The following is a 17,127-nucleotide window of genomic DNA, read 5'->3' as shown; positions in this document are numbered from 1 at the left end:
ATGTTCAAGCTGTGTTCACACACAACTCCTCTTCAAGTACGATCATACTCTAGCAAGATATCGGTCGCAGCCGTCATCGCCTTACATCTATGCTCGGGATGAATTGCTCGATGGCCATTTTCCAATAGTCGTTCCTTGCTTCTTCTCAGCTACCGAAGCTCTCTGTCAAAGGTTCTTCTATCGTACTTACCATTTCAATGCAAATAATATTCAAAAAAAAAGTCCTTTTACTAACATAAACTATGTCAGTAAAAGGACGACGTATCGCGGTACCACCTTTTTTCGGAAGTTTCCTTCCCTCAAGCCCAACATCTCAAAAAGAGAGATTGGCGTTCGTTTTAACGGTCGAACAGTTCCGAATTTGCCTACTTATCGACAAATTATTCTCCAAGGCCATTTTCAGCTTTTCTTACTTGACTCTTCTCACCAGCCAGAGCCTCTCTGCAAAGTTTCCAAACTTACTTTCCTTTTCAACGAAATCGATATTTTGTTGTTGGGATTAATCTACATGAGGAAAACTGAAAAGTCAAGTACGAAATTCAAATTATTTTTTCTATATTTATTTTTCTGTTTTTTTATTTAACATTTCAATAACAGTTCGAAGATCTTTTCCTTCCGCAAGAAGTTTCAATTTTTCCTTTTCTTCGACGGTATAATTTCGGACAAAACTGGAATCAGGTATCAAAACAACGCCTAATCCTGCTCGTGAAGCAGCTGTTGCTCCTACTAAAGAATCTTCCACTGCAAAGGCTGAACTAGCTTCTAATCCTGTTCGTTCCAAAGCTGTCAGATAAGGAATCGGTGAAGGCTTGTTCTCCGACACTTCGTCTCCGAATGTAAACGTGTCAAAGTAATCAGCTAATTTAAAGTGATCCAAGATATCTGTTGCTCTTTTCGTAACAGTGGTCGTAGCAATGCCTAGTTTCATATGACGTTCTTTTAAGTCTGCCAATATTTCTTTTGCATATGGTTTTAAGTGGATGGCTCCGCTTGTCAGCTGTTGATAAAAATATTCTTCGCGCTTCGCTCGGACTTCCTGTACTTTTTCAGGGCTACCTGCTGCTTTCACTAAAATATCAAAACTTTGTTTCCAGTTTTTTCCGCCCCAAGCGTCAACGATTTCTTTTGGGATATGGATATCAAATTGCTGAAATCCCCAAAGCCAGCCATCACGATACGTTTTTTCTGTGTCAACTAACAAACCATCTAAATCAAATATTGCACCTTTCATTTATACATTAATCCTTTCCAAAACAATACACATAGTTTAGCACGACTGGTCCAAAAAGAACAGAAGCAAAGAACCAGCCTTCTCGTTTATAAGAGTTCTTGGAATCGACGGATATAGATTTTCTTCACAGCTGTCACAAGCGCCAGATAAGCGATGACTGTAGCAAATAACCATAACCAGTAATTGCCAGGAAGTGGCATCAAGCCTAATTCAGTACCAAAACTTGTAAAAGGAAGGACAGAACCGACAATAATTCCTAATGTAGTGATAACAAACATGGCAAATGTTGCATTGCTTTGGATAAATGGTACTTTCGGTGTACGCAGTGCATGGAGCACTAAGGTTTGTGTCCATAGTGATTCGACAAACCATCCTGCATGGAATAATGCGATGAAAATCACTTGCTGTGAACTATCCAATGTATGGAAACTTCCGCCCACTACAGCAGGACAAATAACAAAATACATCAACAAGTAAGTAGTAATATCAAATATCGAACTTGTTGGGCCAAAGTAAACCATGAATTTCCCAATACTAGATGCATTCCATTTTTTTGGCTCGTCCAAATATTCTTTATCCATCCGATCCCATGGCAAGGAAATGCAGGAAACATCATAGATCAGATTCAAAAACAGAAGTTGTAAAGGCAGCATTGGTAAAAATGGCAGGAACGTACTTGCAATCAGCACGGAAAACATATTGCCAAAATTAGAACTTGCTGTAGCCTTGATATATTTCATGATATTCCCAAAAGTTTCTCGTCCAGAAAGAAGGCCTCTTTCCAAAATCGTCAAATCTTTTTCTAAAAGGATCACGTCTGCAGATTCTTTCGCAATATCCACAGCTGTATCTACAGAAATACCGATATCAGCCACTTTCATTGCAGGAGCGTCATTGATACCATCTCCTAAAAATCCGACAGTATGACCATTTTTACGTAAAGCTGTCGTCAAACGTGCTTTTTGCTGAGGATTCAATTTTACGAATACTTCATGGTCTTCAGCTACTTGTGCTAATTCATGATCACTCATTTCCGAGATTTTCTCACCGGTAACCAATTCATTGATCTCTAGACCTACTTGACGGCACACTGAACGTGTAACTAATTCGTTGTCCCCAGTCAGAACTTTTACAGCTACACCATGTTCTTTCAGAGCTTTCAACGCTTGTTTCGTTGTTTCTTTTGGTGGATCAAGGAAAGCAAGATAACCAATCAAAACCATGTCTGACTCATCTTTGACTGAAAATTCTCCAACGACGCTTGGATTGGTCTTTTGTGCGACACCAATCACTCGTAAGCCATCTTCATTAAGTGACTGTACTTTTGCAAGTACGGCTTCTTTTCGTTCTTTTGTTAATGGTGTAACAGTACCGCCAAGATCAATAAATTTAGAAATGTTCAGCATTTCTTCAATCGCGCCTTTTGTGATCATTTGTGTTTTACCAGCTGGATCAGCAACCACAACACTCATACGGCGACGTTCAAAATCAAAAGGAATTTCATCCACTTTTTGATAATTGATCTTATCTGTATCTAAAGTTTCTGTTGCTTCATCAATGATAGCCACATCTAACAAATTTTTCAGCCCTGTTTGATAGTAGCTATTTAGATACGCATGGCGCAAAACACGATCATCTTCATTTCCTTCACAATCCATATGATATTCAAGAATGATTTTATCTTGTGTCAATGTCCCCGTTTTATCCGTACATAACACATCGATTGCACCAAAGTTCTGGATGGCATTCAAATTTTTGATCACTGTTCCTTTTTTGGCCATCACACTTGCTCCTTTGACCAAATTCGTCGTAACGATCATTGGAAGCATTTCAGGTGTTAGACCAACTGCTACAGATAGTCCAAAAAGAAAAGCTTCTAGCCAATCCCCTTTTGTAAGCCCATTGATGACGATAACTGCTGGAGCCATCAATGACATAAATTTGATCAGTAGCATGGATGTTTTATGGATGCCTAATTCAAAGCTTGATTGAATTGGTTTTTCAGATAGCGTTTCTGCTACATGACCAAATAGTGTTTCATTTCCAACAGAAACAATGATTCCTTCCGCACTTCCACTGATGACATTACTTCCCATAAAGACAAGATTTTCGTAACTTGTTTCGCTTTGCTGATCGTCTTCACATACTTTCGCATGCTTTTCTACTGGATAGCTTTCCCCTGTCAATGCTGCTTGGGAAATGAATAAATCCTTTGCGGACAATAAACGCATATCCGCTGGTATCATATCCCCTGCTGAAAGCCGAACAAGATCTCCACAGACGATTTCTTCCATAGGAATCTCTGTGTACTTTCCATTACGTTTTACAGCTGCCGTTACTTTCACAAGTGATTTCAGTTTTTCAGCCGCTTGATTGGAACGTACGGACTGAATCAACGTCATTGTCCCGCTGACGATAACCATAGTGAAGATAATGGCTACACCGAAAAGATCTTTATCTCCAGGAGCTGCTAATACATATTCCGTGATGAATGAAATAATTCCTAATGCGATCAACACTAATGTAAATGGCGTGATGTATGCTTTCAATATTTCTACGATGAATGGTGTTTTTTTGCCATATGAAATCGCATTTTCACCGTAATTTTCTCTTGAACGTTCGATTTGTTCTTCTGTCAATCCATTTGCTGATGCATGGAATAGTTCAAATAATTCTTGTTTCGTTTTTCCAGCAAAAGCTGCATAGATTTTTTGTGTATCTTTCTTTTTTTCCATCTCAATCTCTCCTTTGTGTCCAAAAGACAGCTGTTCTCGCTGCTTTTGGTCTTTAGCTATTCATCGGATCGATAGAGAAAAAACTGAAAGGGGCTGAGAACAGATAGATAATAGCCCTGGCCTTTCCTCTAGATCCTTGTTTTTCGAATGACTGTCATCCATTTGTTCTCATCTCCTTTACTAAGTAATTTTAATTCATGACTTCCAATCATTTTTCGAATAGTTATTTTCCCAATTAGACCACCTCCTTTTTATTTTTCACCGATGGGGATTTGCAGCAACAAAAAAACCTCTCGCCAAATACTCAGCGAAAGGTTTGAAAAAGCATATTAAAAAAAGCTTCTCAGATCTCATCGTTGAGTTTTGACACTGTACAACGTAAAAAGCAGATACCTGCTTTTAGCTACCTTATGAAAAGCCTTATCTCGACAATTCCTGTTCTACCCATTGGCGTCTCTCGACGTTTTTGGGCAGTAGCCTATGTTTGTATAGGAGCCTCACCTAACAAATCTTATTCGGTTTTCCTTCGTTAATATAACAACTAAAAAAGAGGATGTCAAATCAATTTTCCATGTTTTTCATACTTTTTTTAAAATACACACGTTATATTCCTGTCTCACGCGGTTTTATTTGTCTCATTTTCCACCTCCCGCTATAATAGAAATATAGTAGGAAACGAGGTGCTGTTATGGAAAGAACACTTGTTATTATCAAGCCAGACGGCGTGAGACGCCATTTAGTCGGAAGCATCATTCAACGTTTTGAAGCAAAGGGACTGGCCATTGCTGAAATGAAGTTTGAAACTATGACTCCTGAATTAGCAAAAGAACATTATCAGCACTTGACTGAGCGCAGTTTTTTTGATGAACTGATCGATTACATGACTTCCGGTCCTGTCGTTTATCTTGTGCTGGTCGGCGAGGAAGTGATCGATATCGTCCGTAAGATGGTTGGGGCAACAAAAGCTGCCGATGCTGTTCCAGGTACGATCCGAGGAGACTACGCGCTGCCGGGGACTGAAAACATCATTCACGCTTCTGATTCCCGTGATGCTGCGGTAAAAGAGATCGCCCGCTTTTTCCCGCCATTCGATATAAACAAACCGTCTGAAAAAGCGGCGAAGTGATACAAATTCTAAACTGCTGGTCTAGTTGCTGGGTTCAGCAATGGCCAGCAGTTTTTTCTCTAAGGACCTCCGTTGATTCTTTCCTAACATATATTCGAGCACTGTGAAGAATTCTTGGTAGTCTTTCGTCTTTTCTTCCCCTAAAGCAGCAGAAATCAATCTTTGATAATAATCTGCCATCAATGTTTCATAGATCACTGTACTTCTTTCTTTATGTGCTAAGCTCCGTTTCATATCTTCATTCACACTACGTGCCTTTTTCAACCGACCATTTTCTATATAAAACGAAGTCAGGTTCATTAAAAAAGTAAAGAGATACTGCTCATGATTGTTCAACTGTGCTAATCGTCGCATTCTTTTTTTGATTTTCAAATAATTGTTCTCAATGAACCGATCACTGAATATCCAAGGAAAATCAGCTAGAATAGATAGTTCAAATTGACCATAGTCTGGTATCTGCATCAAGTATTCTTCAATGATTCGGCATTCATAACGTAAAAATTCAAATTCTGTCTCAGATACTTCTGTTTTTTCGACCATGTGAAGATTCAAAACCAAATAATACAGATCTTCTGTTTTCTTAAAATGCCTACGGTTATTGCTGATCTCTTTATAAGGATCAAAGCTGTCTTCTTGTACCCGATCTAGCATTCGTCTTTTTTTCTTTAACTTTATTGGTTCATCCAGCTGGTTTCGCATCCATTCATATTCTGCAAGTGTCATGTTCATTCGCTCTAAAAATGATCTCAATGTTACAAATGACATTTTTTTCACTGAATTTGTCTCAATCCCGACTAGAGAAGTCTTAGAACAGATTCCTTCCGCTAATTGGGACTGTGTCAACTTCTTGTTGACTCGAAGTTTCTTAATCAATTCACCATCATACATAATAGTTCTCCTTTTTAATTTAAATTTTTCCACATTCAATAAATAGATACGTTAAAAAGGAAAAATACACGAAAAAAATAAAAAAATGTTTTTTCATAAAAAATACCAACCTTCAAGCATTAGAATGTTGTCTAACTACTGAAGGTTGGTTTGATTGTTTATTGATTATTTTTTTGCTGTTCAACGTCTGTTCTTGTTACTGGATATAAGTTGGTTGTTGTTTTATTACCATTTTTTGAAAAGACACTTGTCGAATGTTCGCCTTTTTGCTTTTCGATTGCTTCATTACGTTCCGCTTCATTTTTATAGTCATATTTTTTCGGATCAATCATCTCAAATCCGTTTGGCACATAAAACCGCAAGAGATTTTCCTGATTCAGCTTATCTGAAAGACTTAACGCAGTCTTGACTTTTTCCTGATCTTTGGAGATTTCCTCGTCGATTCCTGCTGCTTTCGTATCGATGATTTCTCCTGTTTGGTTATTGTAAACTTTTCTTCCTAAGACGGTGTATTTGGGTGTCACGAAGTTCCCATTTCGAAAAGCCACTACTTGATCATGCTGAGGAGATAATAAATCCGTACCAAAATGGAGATAGTCTTTATCATCGATTCCCAAGAGATGAAGTAATGTCGGCAAAACATCGATTTCTCCACCGTATTCGTGATTGACTGACCCTTTAGTATAACCAGGCATATGGATCATCAATGGCACACGCTGCATTTGTGCGTTGTCAAATTCATTCCATGTATCTGGGTCTTTTCCAAGAGCACTTGCTAAGTCTTTATTATCTGTATTTGAGATGCCAAAATGATCCCCATAAATCACAAAGATCGAATTTTGGTAAATACCGGATTTTTTCAGGTACGTAAAAAATTGTTCCAATGACTGATCCAAATAATGTGCCGTTCGAACATAGTTATCTACTGTGCTATTTCCAGTGTTCAAAGATGGAAAATCGAAATTCTTATCATCCGTATAATAAGGCGTGTGATTGGTTACGGAAAGGAATTTCGTGTAGAACGGCTGTTGTAGATGTTCAAGATATTGGGCAGATTCACTGAATAAATCTTTATCTAATATTCCATAACCTAGCGTTTCATCTGATTCATCAAAATAAGATCGATCAAAGAAATTGTCATAACCTAAGTTTTTATATACATGATCTCTATTCCAAAAACTAGCTACATTCCCATGGAAAACAGCGCTTGTATAGCCTTGCTTTTGTCCAAGGATCGCTGGTGCGGCTTGAAAGACATTGTCTGACCCAAGCTCTGTGAATAATGAGCCTTGAGGTAAACCAAATGTGCCAGTTTCCAACATATTTTCAGCATCACTTGTCTTTCCCTGTCCTACTTCATGAAAGAAATTGTCAAAGCTGATCGTTGCTTGATTCTGGAAAATACTATTTAAAAACGGTGTGACTTCTTGTCCGTCTACCTTCATATTAATCAAAAACTGCTGGAAACTTTCTAAATGGAGAACGATCACATTTTTCCCTTTAGCGATCCCAAATGTTTCGGGATTTGGCTCTGCATAATGTTTCTTTGTATAATCTAAAACTTCATCAATCCCATTACTGCTTGCATGCGCGCGAACACTGCTAGTCATTCCTGTTTTGATTCCGTCATAAATAGTATACGCATCGATTCCTAGATATTTGACAATATATGAACGGTCAAATGTTCGCTGCAGCAATTGTGGACGGTTGGCTTCGCTCAGCGCTAGATTTCCTGAAAAAATAAGCCCTGAAAGACAGGTCACAGCGATAGCCATCGGTTTGCTGACAGGTTGACTTTTGATAGGTATTTTCTTGATCGTCAACCAAACCAGTAGCCCAATGAACGTAGCGATATCCAGCCAGTAGAGGACATCATGGGGTTTCATCAAAGAAAAGGAGCTTCCTGATAACCCTTGCGACACTTTCGAAAATCCCAATACAGATTTGACTGTAATGAAATCTGTGAATTCCCGATAAAAAATAATGTTCAAGTACAACAAAAGCGTGTTTAAAATATCAATGATCAAAAGAATGGCTAATGCTGACTTTGGCTTTTTAATATACAAAGAAAGGCCAAAAAACAATAAGGTAGTCGCAATTGGGTTGATCCACAAGATAAAGTACTGGATCGTACCTTCCACACCTAATGAAAAATCTGCATAGTAAGCAATAATCGTCTTCATCCAGAAAAAGAAAACAGCTGTCAAAACGATTGCTAAACGATTTTGGCACAATTTTTTAAGTTGTGTCACGTATATCACTTCTCTCTATTCACATTTTTCCTTATTTTGCTCCTGAAAAATGAAAATTCCCTAAAAAAGTTGTTATCTTAAGATTTTTTTATTCTTTCTAAAGATTATTCCGTGCACTTTTCACAGCATAAAACCGCTGCGATGTAAGCGATTAAACTAATGAAGAGATAAAAGTCTTGTGGTGACCGCTTCACTCCACGGTATTCAAAAGCCAGTTTCTCGGTATTCGTACAAAAAAAGAGGCTGTGACAAAATTCTTGTCGCAGCTCCTTATTTCTTGATGCAGGACAGCTTTTTCACAACTTCTTCTTTAAACGGTGTTCTCCTGCCAACTCCTCGGCCACAAGTCACAATATTTATAAAACATGAGAAGCTGTTTTTTGAAATTGTTCCTTGTCACTCAGAGTTAAACGGCAGGCTCAAGACCTCTTGATACACGGTGTTCAATCAGCTGACCCTCGGTATTAGATTATGTCAGGACGCTAATTTTACAACCTCTTGGTAAACGGTGTTCAAAAGCTTGCATCTGCGGTAATAAGCCCAACCAAACGAAAAATATAAGGAGCTATTTTTTGAAATTGCTCCTTGTGGCTCAGAGTTAAACGGCAGGCTCAAGACCTCTTGATACACGGTGTTCAATCAGCTGACCTGTGTATTAGAGAAACAAACGGCAAAATATGAGGAACTATTTTGCCGTTTGTTTCTCTAATACACAGGTCAAAACGCTGATTTCACAACCTCTGTTTTTCATTGTCCATAAGTTTGATATTGTCCTTCTGATGACTCATTCGTAATAATTGAGGCTTGATTTTCTTCATTTCCCGTTATCGTTTGCCCACTGCCAGAATCTGAAGGGCTTGTTCCTGTCGATTCGTTTTTTTGAGAAGAATCTGTTGTTTTCTTGACTTGTTCATTGGTCTTTTTCCATTCCGCTAATCGATCGGCCACCACTTTTTTGTCCACTTTTTCAGAATAAGCTGTGACCACTTTTCCATTTTTCAAACGAGCTACCTTGTCGCCATCATGAGTCAAAAGCAAAACGGTCAAATGTTTGTCTTTGAATTGATATTGTCTGAGAGAAATCGCACTAAGTACGTCATCGATATTGATAAATTGATTTTCTTCTTTTCCTTTCGGCAAATAGATATCCAATTCACCTTTTTCGTAATTGGCAGTTAATTTATATTCCGCCCACCAATAAGTTGAGAATTCTTTTTTGAAATTATCTACTGATTCTTTGCTTGCTACGATTTTTTCTGTTTCTTTCTGAGCAAGATCTGCTGTCATTTTTCCTGAAAATGCTGCGGATAAAATAAGCAGTAAGAAAAAACCGAATAACCAAAAGAGAAGAAACGGTCTTTTTTTCCTCATGCTTTCCTCCACTCCTATTTAATTTTGACTATTCTATTATATACAAAAAATGAAATAGAAAGACAAAAAAGTTGAAAAAGATCGTAAATAATTGAACTTCTTTTTCACAAAATGGTAAGAATGGAGAATTTCACGCATTTGCTCTCAACTATTCTTTCTTAAGCCTCAAATCCGTTTTTATCTGATACGTCTTTGAACCAATGACCCGATTTCTTGATCGTTCTTTTTCCATCTTGTGCTAAATCTACTGAAATAAAACCGTAACGATTCTTATAGGCATTGGTCCACGACCAGTTATCCATGCATGTCCACATATGATAACCTAAACAATTGGCACCTTCTTGAATGGCTTGATGGACATATTTCAGATGAGATTGAACAAATTCGATCCGATAATCATCGTGGATCATGCCATCTTCTTTGATAAATCGTGCTTCGTTTTCTACACCCATACCGTTTTCAGAAATAAAGCAGTCGATATTTCCATAATGATCTCGTACATTGATCAAAATATCATAGATTCCTTGTTCATAGATCTCCCATCCGCGATAAGGATTCATTTTACGACCAGGCATTTCATAATTGTCGAAATAATCCTCAGGCATTGGGCCGTTTTTAGTATCGATTGGTGTTTCTTTTGCTTTTACCCGGCGTGGCTGGTAATAATTGATACCTAAAAGATCTACTGTATTTTCTTTGATGACCGTCAAATCCTCTGGATGGATCACAGGCATGAGATCAAGTTCTTTTACTATCTCAATCAATTCACTTGGAAACTCGCCTTTTACAGCTGGATCAAGGAATGAACGATTGAAGAACGCATCTGCTATTTGCGCTGCTTTAACATCTTCAGGGTTTGATTCGTCTCTTGGATAGCTTGGTGTCAGATTCAAGATGATACCAATAACACCACCTTGCTCCATTTCATGGTAAGATTTGATGGCTAACGCTGAAGCCAACGCTTCATGATAGCCAACTTGGATCGCTTTTTTCATATCTGACTCTTCTGGATAATGCCATCGATATAAATAACCTGCTTCGACTGGAACGATTGGTTCATTATGAGTAAACCATTTTTTTACTTTCGAACCAAACAATTCAAAACAACTTTTGGCATATTTTTCATAGGCTTCAACCGTTTCTCGGTTCAACCATCCGCCTTTTTCTTGCAGATACATCGGCATATCGAAATGATACAGATTCACAAAGGGTTCGATACCGTTTTCAATCAACTCATCAAAATAACGATGATAGAAACGAACGGCTTCTTCGTTGATTGTTCCAGATTCATCAGGTATCAAACGGCTCCATTGGATAGATGTTCGAAATGAATTATGCCCAGTCTGTTTCATCAACTGTACATCCTCTTGATACTTCGTATAAACTTGTGAAGTTTTTTCAGGTCCTACTTGGTCAAAGAACTTTTGCGGTTCTTTTTTGTACCAATAATCAAAAATGTTCTCTCCTTTTCCATCACCTGAAATCCTTCCTTCTGTTTGTGGGCCACTTGCTGCAGAACCCCACCAAAAATTTGCTGGAAATTGATATTTTTTCATCAAAGCACCTCTTTTTCTTTTTTAGTTCGTTTTAGTTGATTCCATGTATGATATTTTCCATCACAATTACTTTTTCATTTTCTTCCTCTTCTTTTTTGATTCGTTTCAACAGCTGTTCTGCGGCTTGTTCCCCGATTTTATCTGTTGGTGGTGTAATCGTGATTTTCGGAAGGATGCTCAAATCGTTTTTATCCAAATAATCATAATGACTGAACGCAATGTCCTTCCCGATTCTGATACCTTCTTGATTGAAACATTCGATAGCACCGATCGACATATTATAATTGCTGACAAAAATCGCTGTTACTCCTTTTTCTAATAATTCTTTTGCCCCATAATAGCCACTTTTTCTAGAATAGTCTCCTGTAAAGACCTCTAATTGGATCGATGGATCATTTTGTACCGCTTCTTTGGCTCCTGCTAAACGTTCTCTTGCTACGTAGTCTGTTTGAGTGGCAGCAATAAATCCGATTTTTTTATGTCCTTGTTCACCATGATGAGCGATCACTTTTGCTACACTTTCTCGATCATTCACTAATATTGTATCAATACCTGCTGGCCCTTCTGGACAATTCAATGCGATAACTGGAATACTCATTTTTGTGAGCATTTCAAATCCAGACCACTCTTCTTCGGATAAGAAGACGATCAACCCATCGATTGCATGCTTCATCAGGTATTCGATTTTTTGTTCGATTTTTTCTGGCTGATCGGCAAACCCGCTTAATAATAAGCTATACCCATTTTCTTCAGCTACTCTTTCGATCCCTGAAACAACCTCCGAACCAAAACGGCTAGATATCCCGTTTATCAAAAGTCCAATAGAGAAGCTTCGATTATTCTTCAACCCTTTAGCAATGATGTTTTCTTTATAGTCCAACGCTGAAATCGCTTCTGCTATTTTTTTCATGTTCTTTTCCTTCAGTTGCTGACCATTCAAGTAACGGGAAACTGTTCCCACTGAAACACCAGCCATCTTAGCCACGTCACGGATCGATGCCATACATTCTCACTCCTGCCAGTTACATTTGATTTCTCTTTCTTGTTGTTCGATTATGATGACCGCATTCTTTGCATAGTGTTGCTTGTCATCAATATCCATATAACTAAAGTCTTCAGTAGAGCAACTTCCTCTCACTATTAATTATACTTAAACAAGTATTTGAACCGGTTCATTTTTAATATAGCATTTTTTTAAAAGATTGCAACACTTTTTTAAAACGCTTTCTGAAAGTGGCGGATTTTTTGCCTTTTTAAAATTTTATTCTAAAATTTACTCTATTTGTGGGTGTTTTGTGCGTTTTTCTCTTCCATCCGTTTGAAGTTTTACATTCCAATGGTATAATTTCTTTATCCTATCAAATGGGGGAAGTATTTTGAAGAAATTAATCGTACTATTTATTTTGTCTGCGGGACTTTTGACATTGACTGGCTGTGATTTGTTTGGCGGCTCTGACCAATCCTCGGACGAAACAACCGATTCTTCTGTCTTAAAAGCGGAAAAAGCAGATATCACCAACAGTGTATATACGCTAAAAGTACGTAAAGATATGGATTTATCCGCGGGACAGTTGACATTTACAGATAAAAAAATGGAATGGACACGCACGTATCAGACACAAGGAACTGATTCTTCTGAATCATCTGAAGAAAAAACGGTGCTGACAGATATCAAGATTACTACCAAAGATGACGAATATATTATTTCAGGAAAAGAAAATAAAAAAGAAACAACAGTCATATTTACAAAAATCGGTAATTACCGTTTGAAGGATGAGGATGGCAACATCTACAGTCTATAGTGCCGTCTGTTGGATCTTCTTTTGTTTCTCCCCTTCTTTTCTGCTATAGTAAAGAAGCAAGATGATTGTAAAGGAGACGAAATGGATGATCGATAGTCCTGATTATTGTACATGTAATAACAACAAAAATATCCATACAGAATTTAATGACCAAGGAAGCTTGAGCATATGCGACAACTGTCACAAACTAGTCAAAGATTCATTTAAAACATTTGAATCTTATCCTGTTCAAAATTATGTAAAAAGTAGAAGAAGATAAACAAAATCAAGCAAAACTCACTATGGCTGATTTTTATGAACTTCAAACTCAGCTTCTTCCTTTGATCAAGCTTCATCAGTAAAACAAACAGTGGATCATTTCAGTTTACAAATCAAAGAGTAAAGATTTATTTATTTCAAATATTTGAATATAAAATAACCAAACGATAGAAAGGCTTATTCTACATCACGTAGTAATTTTTCTTTCCCGTCGTTTGGTTTTTTATTTTTAGCCTAATTCTTGACCTTTTGCATGCTGGTTATCCGTAAAATATTTTCCAGCAGGCTTTCCTTCCAATTCAGCTAATTTTTCTTGGATCTGACGGATCACCTTTTTTGCATCTTCTGGATTTTCTACAAAATCGAATGTATCCCCATCCACTTGTATTTTAGGACATACATCAAAATCTTCATACCATTGATTATAGCGGGTGTTCAACGTCTCGTAATAGGTATATAACGTTTCATCGCTTTCTAGCTGTTCATAATCACGCCCACGTTTTTTGATACGTTCTAGCATCGTGTCCAAAGAAACTTTGATATGGACCATCAAATCAGGCCGTTTTTTTGGAGCAACATCATCTAACTCGTTTAGCATCGTATCTAATAAGCTATCGTACTGCTGTACTTCGATATCCGTTACCCGACCTAAATCAGCGTTTAGATGGAACAACAGGCTATCTTCATAGATGGATCGGTCTAGCACATTGTCATCGTTCACTAAAGCATTTTTCATTGCTAAAAATCGCTTGTTCAAAAAGAAGATTTGCAATAAAAAAGCGTACTGCTCAGGATTTGAATAAAAGAGCGGCAATACTTCGTTATCTTCGACATTTTCATAAAATGGTTTAGAATCAATCTCTTTTGCAAGCATATCCGTCAAACTGCTCTTACCTGCACCAATCGTTCCTGAAATCAAAATCACTGACATACAACCCTTCCTCTTCTATAAGTACTCGCCTACGTAAGTTTCAACAGGCAATGTTTTAAAATCATATTCACGTACAGCTTGGTCTGATTTTAAATACGTATGGAGACTTTGTGTAATCATCAAGTTCGTAGGTACCGTTTCTTCTTGTACAATGATCATCGGTTTTTTCAACATAGTTGCCACACCTAATTCGTAAGCCGTTCCTGGATCGATTGTTTGATGCTCAAAGTCAAGGATAGCAACAACAAATTCTGCATTTGTCAGTTCTTCCATATCTTTTTCGTATACTTCCTGCGCCCATCCAGCGCTGAATAGTTCATAATTGCTTTCTTGGTGATGACGTGGAGAGTAGAAACTTGTGACTGTTTTGTTTTCCTCCAACGCTTTTTCGATACGACTTACTCGATCGATTTGCTCCTCTGAAAAAAATGGTCCTGCTAAATATATTTGACTCATTATTTTGCCTCCTTCAATAATAACTGATTTTTAATAGATACTGCTCGTAATTCATTGACCAGTTCCAATGGATTGTTGGAAAAGATTACTTGATCCAACCATTTTTTATCCATAAAATCCTCTTTTGCAAAAGTTTCTAATAATTGTTGCAAGCCGCTGTAATAACCGCCAATATTCAATATTCCGATTGGCTTGTCAGGCGTCAGACCGATTGCTATCCAAGAAAGAAGTTGTGAGAATTCCTCCAATGTACCTAGACCTCCAGGGAAAACGAGGACAGCATCTCCCTTTTCAAATAATAATACCTTTCTTTCATCAATCGTTTCTGTAGGAATAAATGTAGTAACATCTTTTCCAGGCAATTCAGTTTCAAAAAGCCCATTCGGATAGATACCTGTGACTTTTCCGTTATTTTCCAGTACTGTTTTACTAATCACTCCCATAATCCCGGAGTATGAACCACCGTAAACCAGTTCGATTTCTTCTTGTGCCATGTATTTTCCTAACGTTTGCGCAATAAATTTGTAACTTTCTTTATTGCCAAAACGGGAACCGCAAAAAACAGTAAGTTTCATAAAAAAACACTCCCTAACTCAAAAGTCTATCTTCATTCTACACGTGTTTTTTTAAAATAAAAGACTAGATTTTGTAGTTTTTTAGTGGTATATAGGATAGACACCACTATATATAGTATTTATAAAAAAATCATTTTTCAGCTATTTTATAGATAAAACAAAAATAAATAACGTGTTTTCATCGATATGAAATGACTTACTTATAGGAGATACTGGGATTTCGTCCTATATGCCAATAACGTGTATTATTTTAAACAACAAATACTTGTTTCTTTTATGAACGAAAAAATCATTTTGTTCTCGTGTTATGTTTCACTGATAAATGATGTTTCTCTAAATAAAAAAGCCGACGAACTAAACGATCAAAATTTGATCATTTTTGTTCATCAGCTTCTCCTAAAAATCTTTTTGTTAACGATAAATAGCTGGATTTGTAAAAATATCACTTGAATCGTCACTGCTGGAAGAAAATTCAGTGATAACCGCACCTGTTGCGCCTGCCTGGAACTAGTGTTTGATATTGGGCTCGATCGTGTACTGATCTCTAGCATGAAGAATAATTTCTTTTTTTACTGTATAATAGCTTTCTTTCCTTTTTGGAATAGTACAGGAAAGTTTTTTTGTTTCCTTTCCTTCGACATAAGGTATACCAGACCTTTTCGACAACGAAAGGTTCTCATTTTTCCTTCATCGTCATTTCAAGGAGGGTGCCGATGCTCTGGACAGTTTCGATCGCTCCTAAACCAAAATCTGTATATTCGATTCTTTCTAACTCTGATTCTTTCATACCATTCCTGCCTCAAGGTACATCTATTGTACTTTTTTCTTGTAATCCATTCTGCCTCTCCTAACTAATTGTCAAATCATCCCAAGATATGTCTTCTTCCTCTTTTTCTTCTTGGATGATTTCTGCATTCGGATCTACTGTTTTTTTCAATAATAAAATGGTTATTCCTGTGACAAAAGAACCAGCTAACAATGCACCAATGAATGCCCATGGTCTGGTCATCGTAGCGACTGCAAACATTCCCGATGCCGGAATACGGCTATCTGCGCCCCAAAGCATGCTTAATCCGCCACCTACTGCCCCACCGACTCCCGTTGCTATGACATTGCGTGCCAAGTCGTTCAATACGATAGGGAAACATCCCTCTGTGATCTGACAGATCCCCATAGGAAAAGCGGTCTTCAATGTATCGATTTCTTGACGATTGAATATATTTTTACGAATGATTTTCCCTAAGAAATAAGCGATCGTCAAGCCGAATGGGGTTACCATCGAAGCTAAAATCAATACAGTGATTGGTTCATAGATTCCTTCTGAAAACAAAGCAAACACAAAAGCAAATACTACTTTGTTGATTGCTCCACCGTAATCGATTGATGATAATACGCCAATTACTGCACCATATAAAAATAACGAAGAAGTATCTAAATTACTTAGATAACCTGTAACCATCTCTGTAATCCAATTAATAGGTGTCCCTATCACGTAATACATGACCAATCCTCCAATGAAAGAACTGAGAAATGGTAAAACCAGAGTCGGCATTAGACCATCCATCCATTTAGGTACTTTGATTCCTGCCGTTAGTCCAATAACAACTAATCCAGATAAATATCCGCCAACCATTCCACCTAAAAATCCCGCTCCAATCCCACTAGCGGTCATCCCAGTAATCAAACCAGGGGCAATACCAGGCTTATCTGCTATTGAATAAGAAATGGCACAGGAAACAATCATTGGTAATAAACCTAAACCATATCCTCCCATCGTTGTCATCGTATCTGCAAAAGAAAACCCATCTGTGAATGATTCAATAGTGACTCCATCCATCATATTCCCAATAGCTAGCAAGAATCCGGAAGCGACGACGATAGGTAAAAAGAAAGAGATCGCCGTCATTAAATGTTTTTTGAAGCCTATTGATTTCAGTATCTCCATC

At 37.5% G+C, this 17,127-nt stretch carries 14 protein-coding genes, 1 riboswitch and 2 other annotated features (1 of these 17 running past the window's edge); of the genes, 3 read left to right on the top strand and 11 right to left on the bottom strand.

Annotated features, from left to right (window positions below; genetic code table 11):
- Nucleotides 1-207: a binding site (T-box leader), on the bottom strand (it extends 32 nt beyond the left edge of the window).
- 42 nt (nt 208-249) lie between these two features.
- Nucleotides 250-483 (bottom strand) — a binding site (T-box leader).
- Between the two features lie 76 nt (nt 484-559).
- Nucleotides 560-1,231 (bottom strand): HAD family hydrolase, encoded by a 672-nt coding sequence (locus OS139_RS09840; protein WP_002293780.1) that lies wholly within the window; start codon nt 1,229-1,231, stop codon nt 560-562.
- Nucleotides 1,232-1,317: 86 nt separating this feature from the next.
- Entirely contained in the window at nt 1,318-3,966 is a 2,649-nt protein-coding gene (mgtA, locus tag OS139_RS09835) for a magnesium-translocating P-type ATPase (protein ID WP_002323359.1), read from the bottom strand.
- 341 nt (nt 3,967-4,307) lie between these two features.
- Nucleotides 4,308-4,482: riboswitch (M-box (ykoK) riboswitch) on the bottom strand.
- 172 nt (nt 4,483-4,654) lie between these two features.
- Between mgtA and ndk the strand changes: the two genes are divergently transcribed.
- Nucleotides 4,655-5,092 (top strand): nucleoside-diphosphate kinase, encoded by a 438-nt coding sequence (gene ndk, locus OS139_RS09830; RefSeq protein WP_002293327.1) that lies wholly within the window; start codon nt 4,655-4,657, stop codon nt 5,090-5,092.
- Between the two features lie 21 nt (nt 5,093-5,113).
- Here the strand turns inward: ndk and OS139_RS09825 are convergent, their stop codons facing one another.
- The 5 genes from OS139_RS09825 to OS139_RS09805 form a co-directional block, all read right to left on the bottom strand.
- A complete protein-coding gene (locus OS139_RS09825; protein WP_002293329.1) occupies nt 5,114-5,980 on the bottom strand; it encodes an Rgg/GadR/MutR family transcriptional regulator in 867 nt (288 codons plus the stop codon).
- Between the two features lie 158 nt (nt 5,981-6,138).
- Nucleotides 6,139-8,232 carry an LTA synthase family protein gene (locus OS139_RS09820; protein WP_325066893.1) on the bottom strand — a complete coding sequence of 698 codons (2,094 nt, stop codon included), beginning with the start codon at nt 8,230-8,232 and terminating at the stop codon, nt 6,139-6,141.
- A 747-nt stretch (nt 8,233-8,979) separates the two neighbouring features.
- Nucleotides 8,980-9,603: a hypothetical protein gene (locus OS139_RS09815; RefSeq protein WP_002306084.1), complete on the bottom strand. Its 624-nt coding sequence runs from the start codon at nt 9,601-9,603 to the stop codon at nt 8,980-8,982.
- A 158-nt stretch (nt 9,604-9,761) separates the two neighbouring features.
- A complete protein-coding gene (locus tag OS139_RS09810; protein WP_002306082.1) occupies nt 9,762-11,159 on the bottom strand; it encodes a glycoside hydrolase family 1 protein in 1,398 nt (465 codons plus the stop codon).
- Between the two features lie 31 nt (nt 11,160-11,190).
- Complete coding sequence (locus tag OS139_RS09805) at nt 11,191-12,162, bottom strand: LacI family DNA-binding transcriptional regulator (RefSeq protein WP_002331627.1); 972 nt, start codon at nt 12,160-12,162, stop codon at nt 11,191-11,193.
- A 373-nt stretch (nt 12,163-12,535) separates the two neighbouring features.
- Here OS139_RS09805 and OS139_RS09800 point away from each other — a divergent pair, with 373 nt between their 5' ends.
- Entirely contained in the window at nt 12,536-12,961 is a 426-nt protein-coding gene (locus OS139_RS09800) for a hypothetical protein (protein WP_002293832.1), read from the top strand.
- Between the two features lie 487 nt (nt 12,962-13,448).
- Here the strand turns inward: OS139_RS09800 and OS139_RS09795 are convergent, their stop codons facing one another.
- Genes OS139_RS09795 through OS139_RS09785 form a run of 3 tightly spaced genes read right to left on the bottom strand, consistent with a single transcriptional unit; the run spans nt 13,449 to nt 15,181 of the window.
- Nucleotides 13,449-14,150 (bottom strand): deoxynucleoside kinase, encoded by a 702-nt coding sequence (locus OS139_RS09795; RefSeq protein ID WP_002293604.1) that lies wholly within the window; start codon nt 14,148-14,150, stop codon nt 13,449-13,451.
- A gap of 15 nt (nt 14,151-14,165) precedes the next feature.
- Nucleotides 14,166-14,606 (bottom strand): nucleoside 2-deoxyribosyltransferase, encoded by a 441-nt coding sequence (locus tag OS139_RS09790; protein ID WP_002306079.1) that lies wholly within the window; start codon nt 14,604-14,606, stop codon nt 14,166-14,168.
- The gene (locus OS139_RS09785) at nt 14,606-15,181 is read right to left on the bottom strand and encodes a TIGR00730 family Rossman fold protein (protein ID WP_002293608.1); all 576 of its coding nucleotides are present in this window, start codon (nt 15,179-15,181) and stop codon (nt 14,606-14,608) included. The genes OS139_RS09790 and OS139_RS09785 overlap by 1 nt, the downstream gene beginning before the upstream one ends.
- A 240-nt stretch (nt 15,182-15,421) precedes the next feature.
- On the opposite strand from OS139_RS09785, the gene OS139_RS09780 reads away from it, so the two are divergent.
- Entirely contained in the window at nt 15,422-15,631 is a 210-nt protein-coding gene (locus OS139_RS09780; RefSeq protein WP_016628075.1) for a hypothetical protein, read from the top strand.
- Nucleotides 15,632-16,028: 397 nt separating this feature from the next.
- Here the strand turns inward: OS139_RS09780 and OS139_RS09775 are convergent, their stop codons facing one another.
- Nucleotides 16,029-17,126, bottom strand: a complete 1,098-nt coding sequence (locus tag OS139_RS09775) for a PTS fructose transporter subunit IIC (protein ID WP_002331628.1) — start codon at nt 17,124-17,126, stop codon at nt 16,029-16,031.
- Nucleotide 17,127 lies beyond the last annotated feature (1 nt).

It is taken from the genome of Enterococcus sp. E4-223, from assembly GCF_035727065.1.
Classification (GTDB): Bacteria; Bacillota; Bacilli; order Lactobacillales; family Enterococcaceae; genus Enterococcus_B; species Enterococcus_B faecium.
The sequence above is the reverse complement of the archived record's forward strand: the minus strand, read 5'-3'. Positions and strand labels throughout refer to the sequence as shown.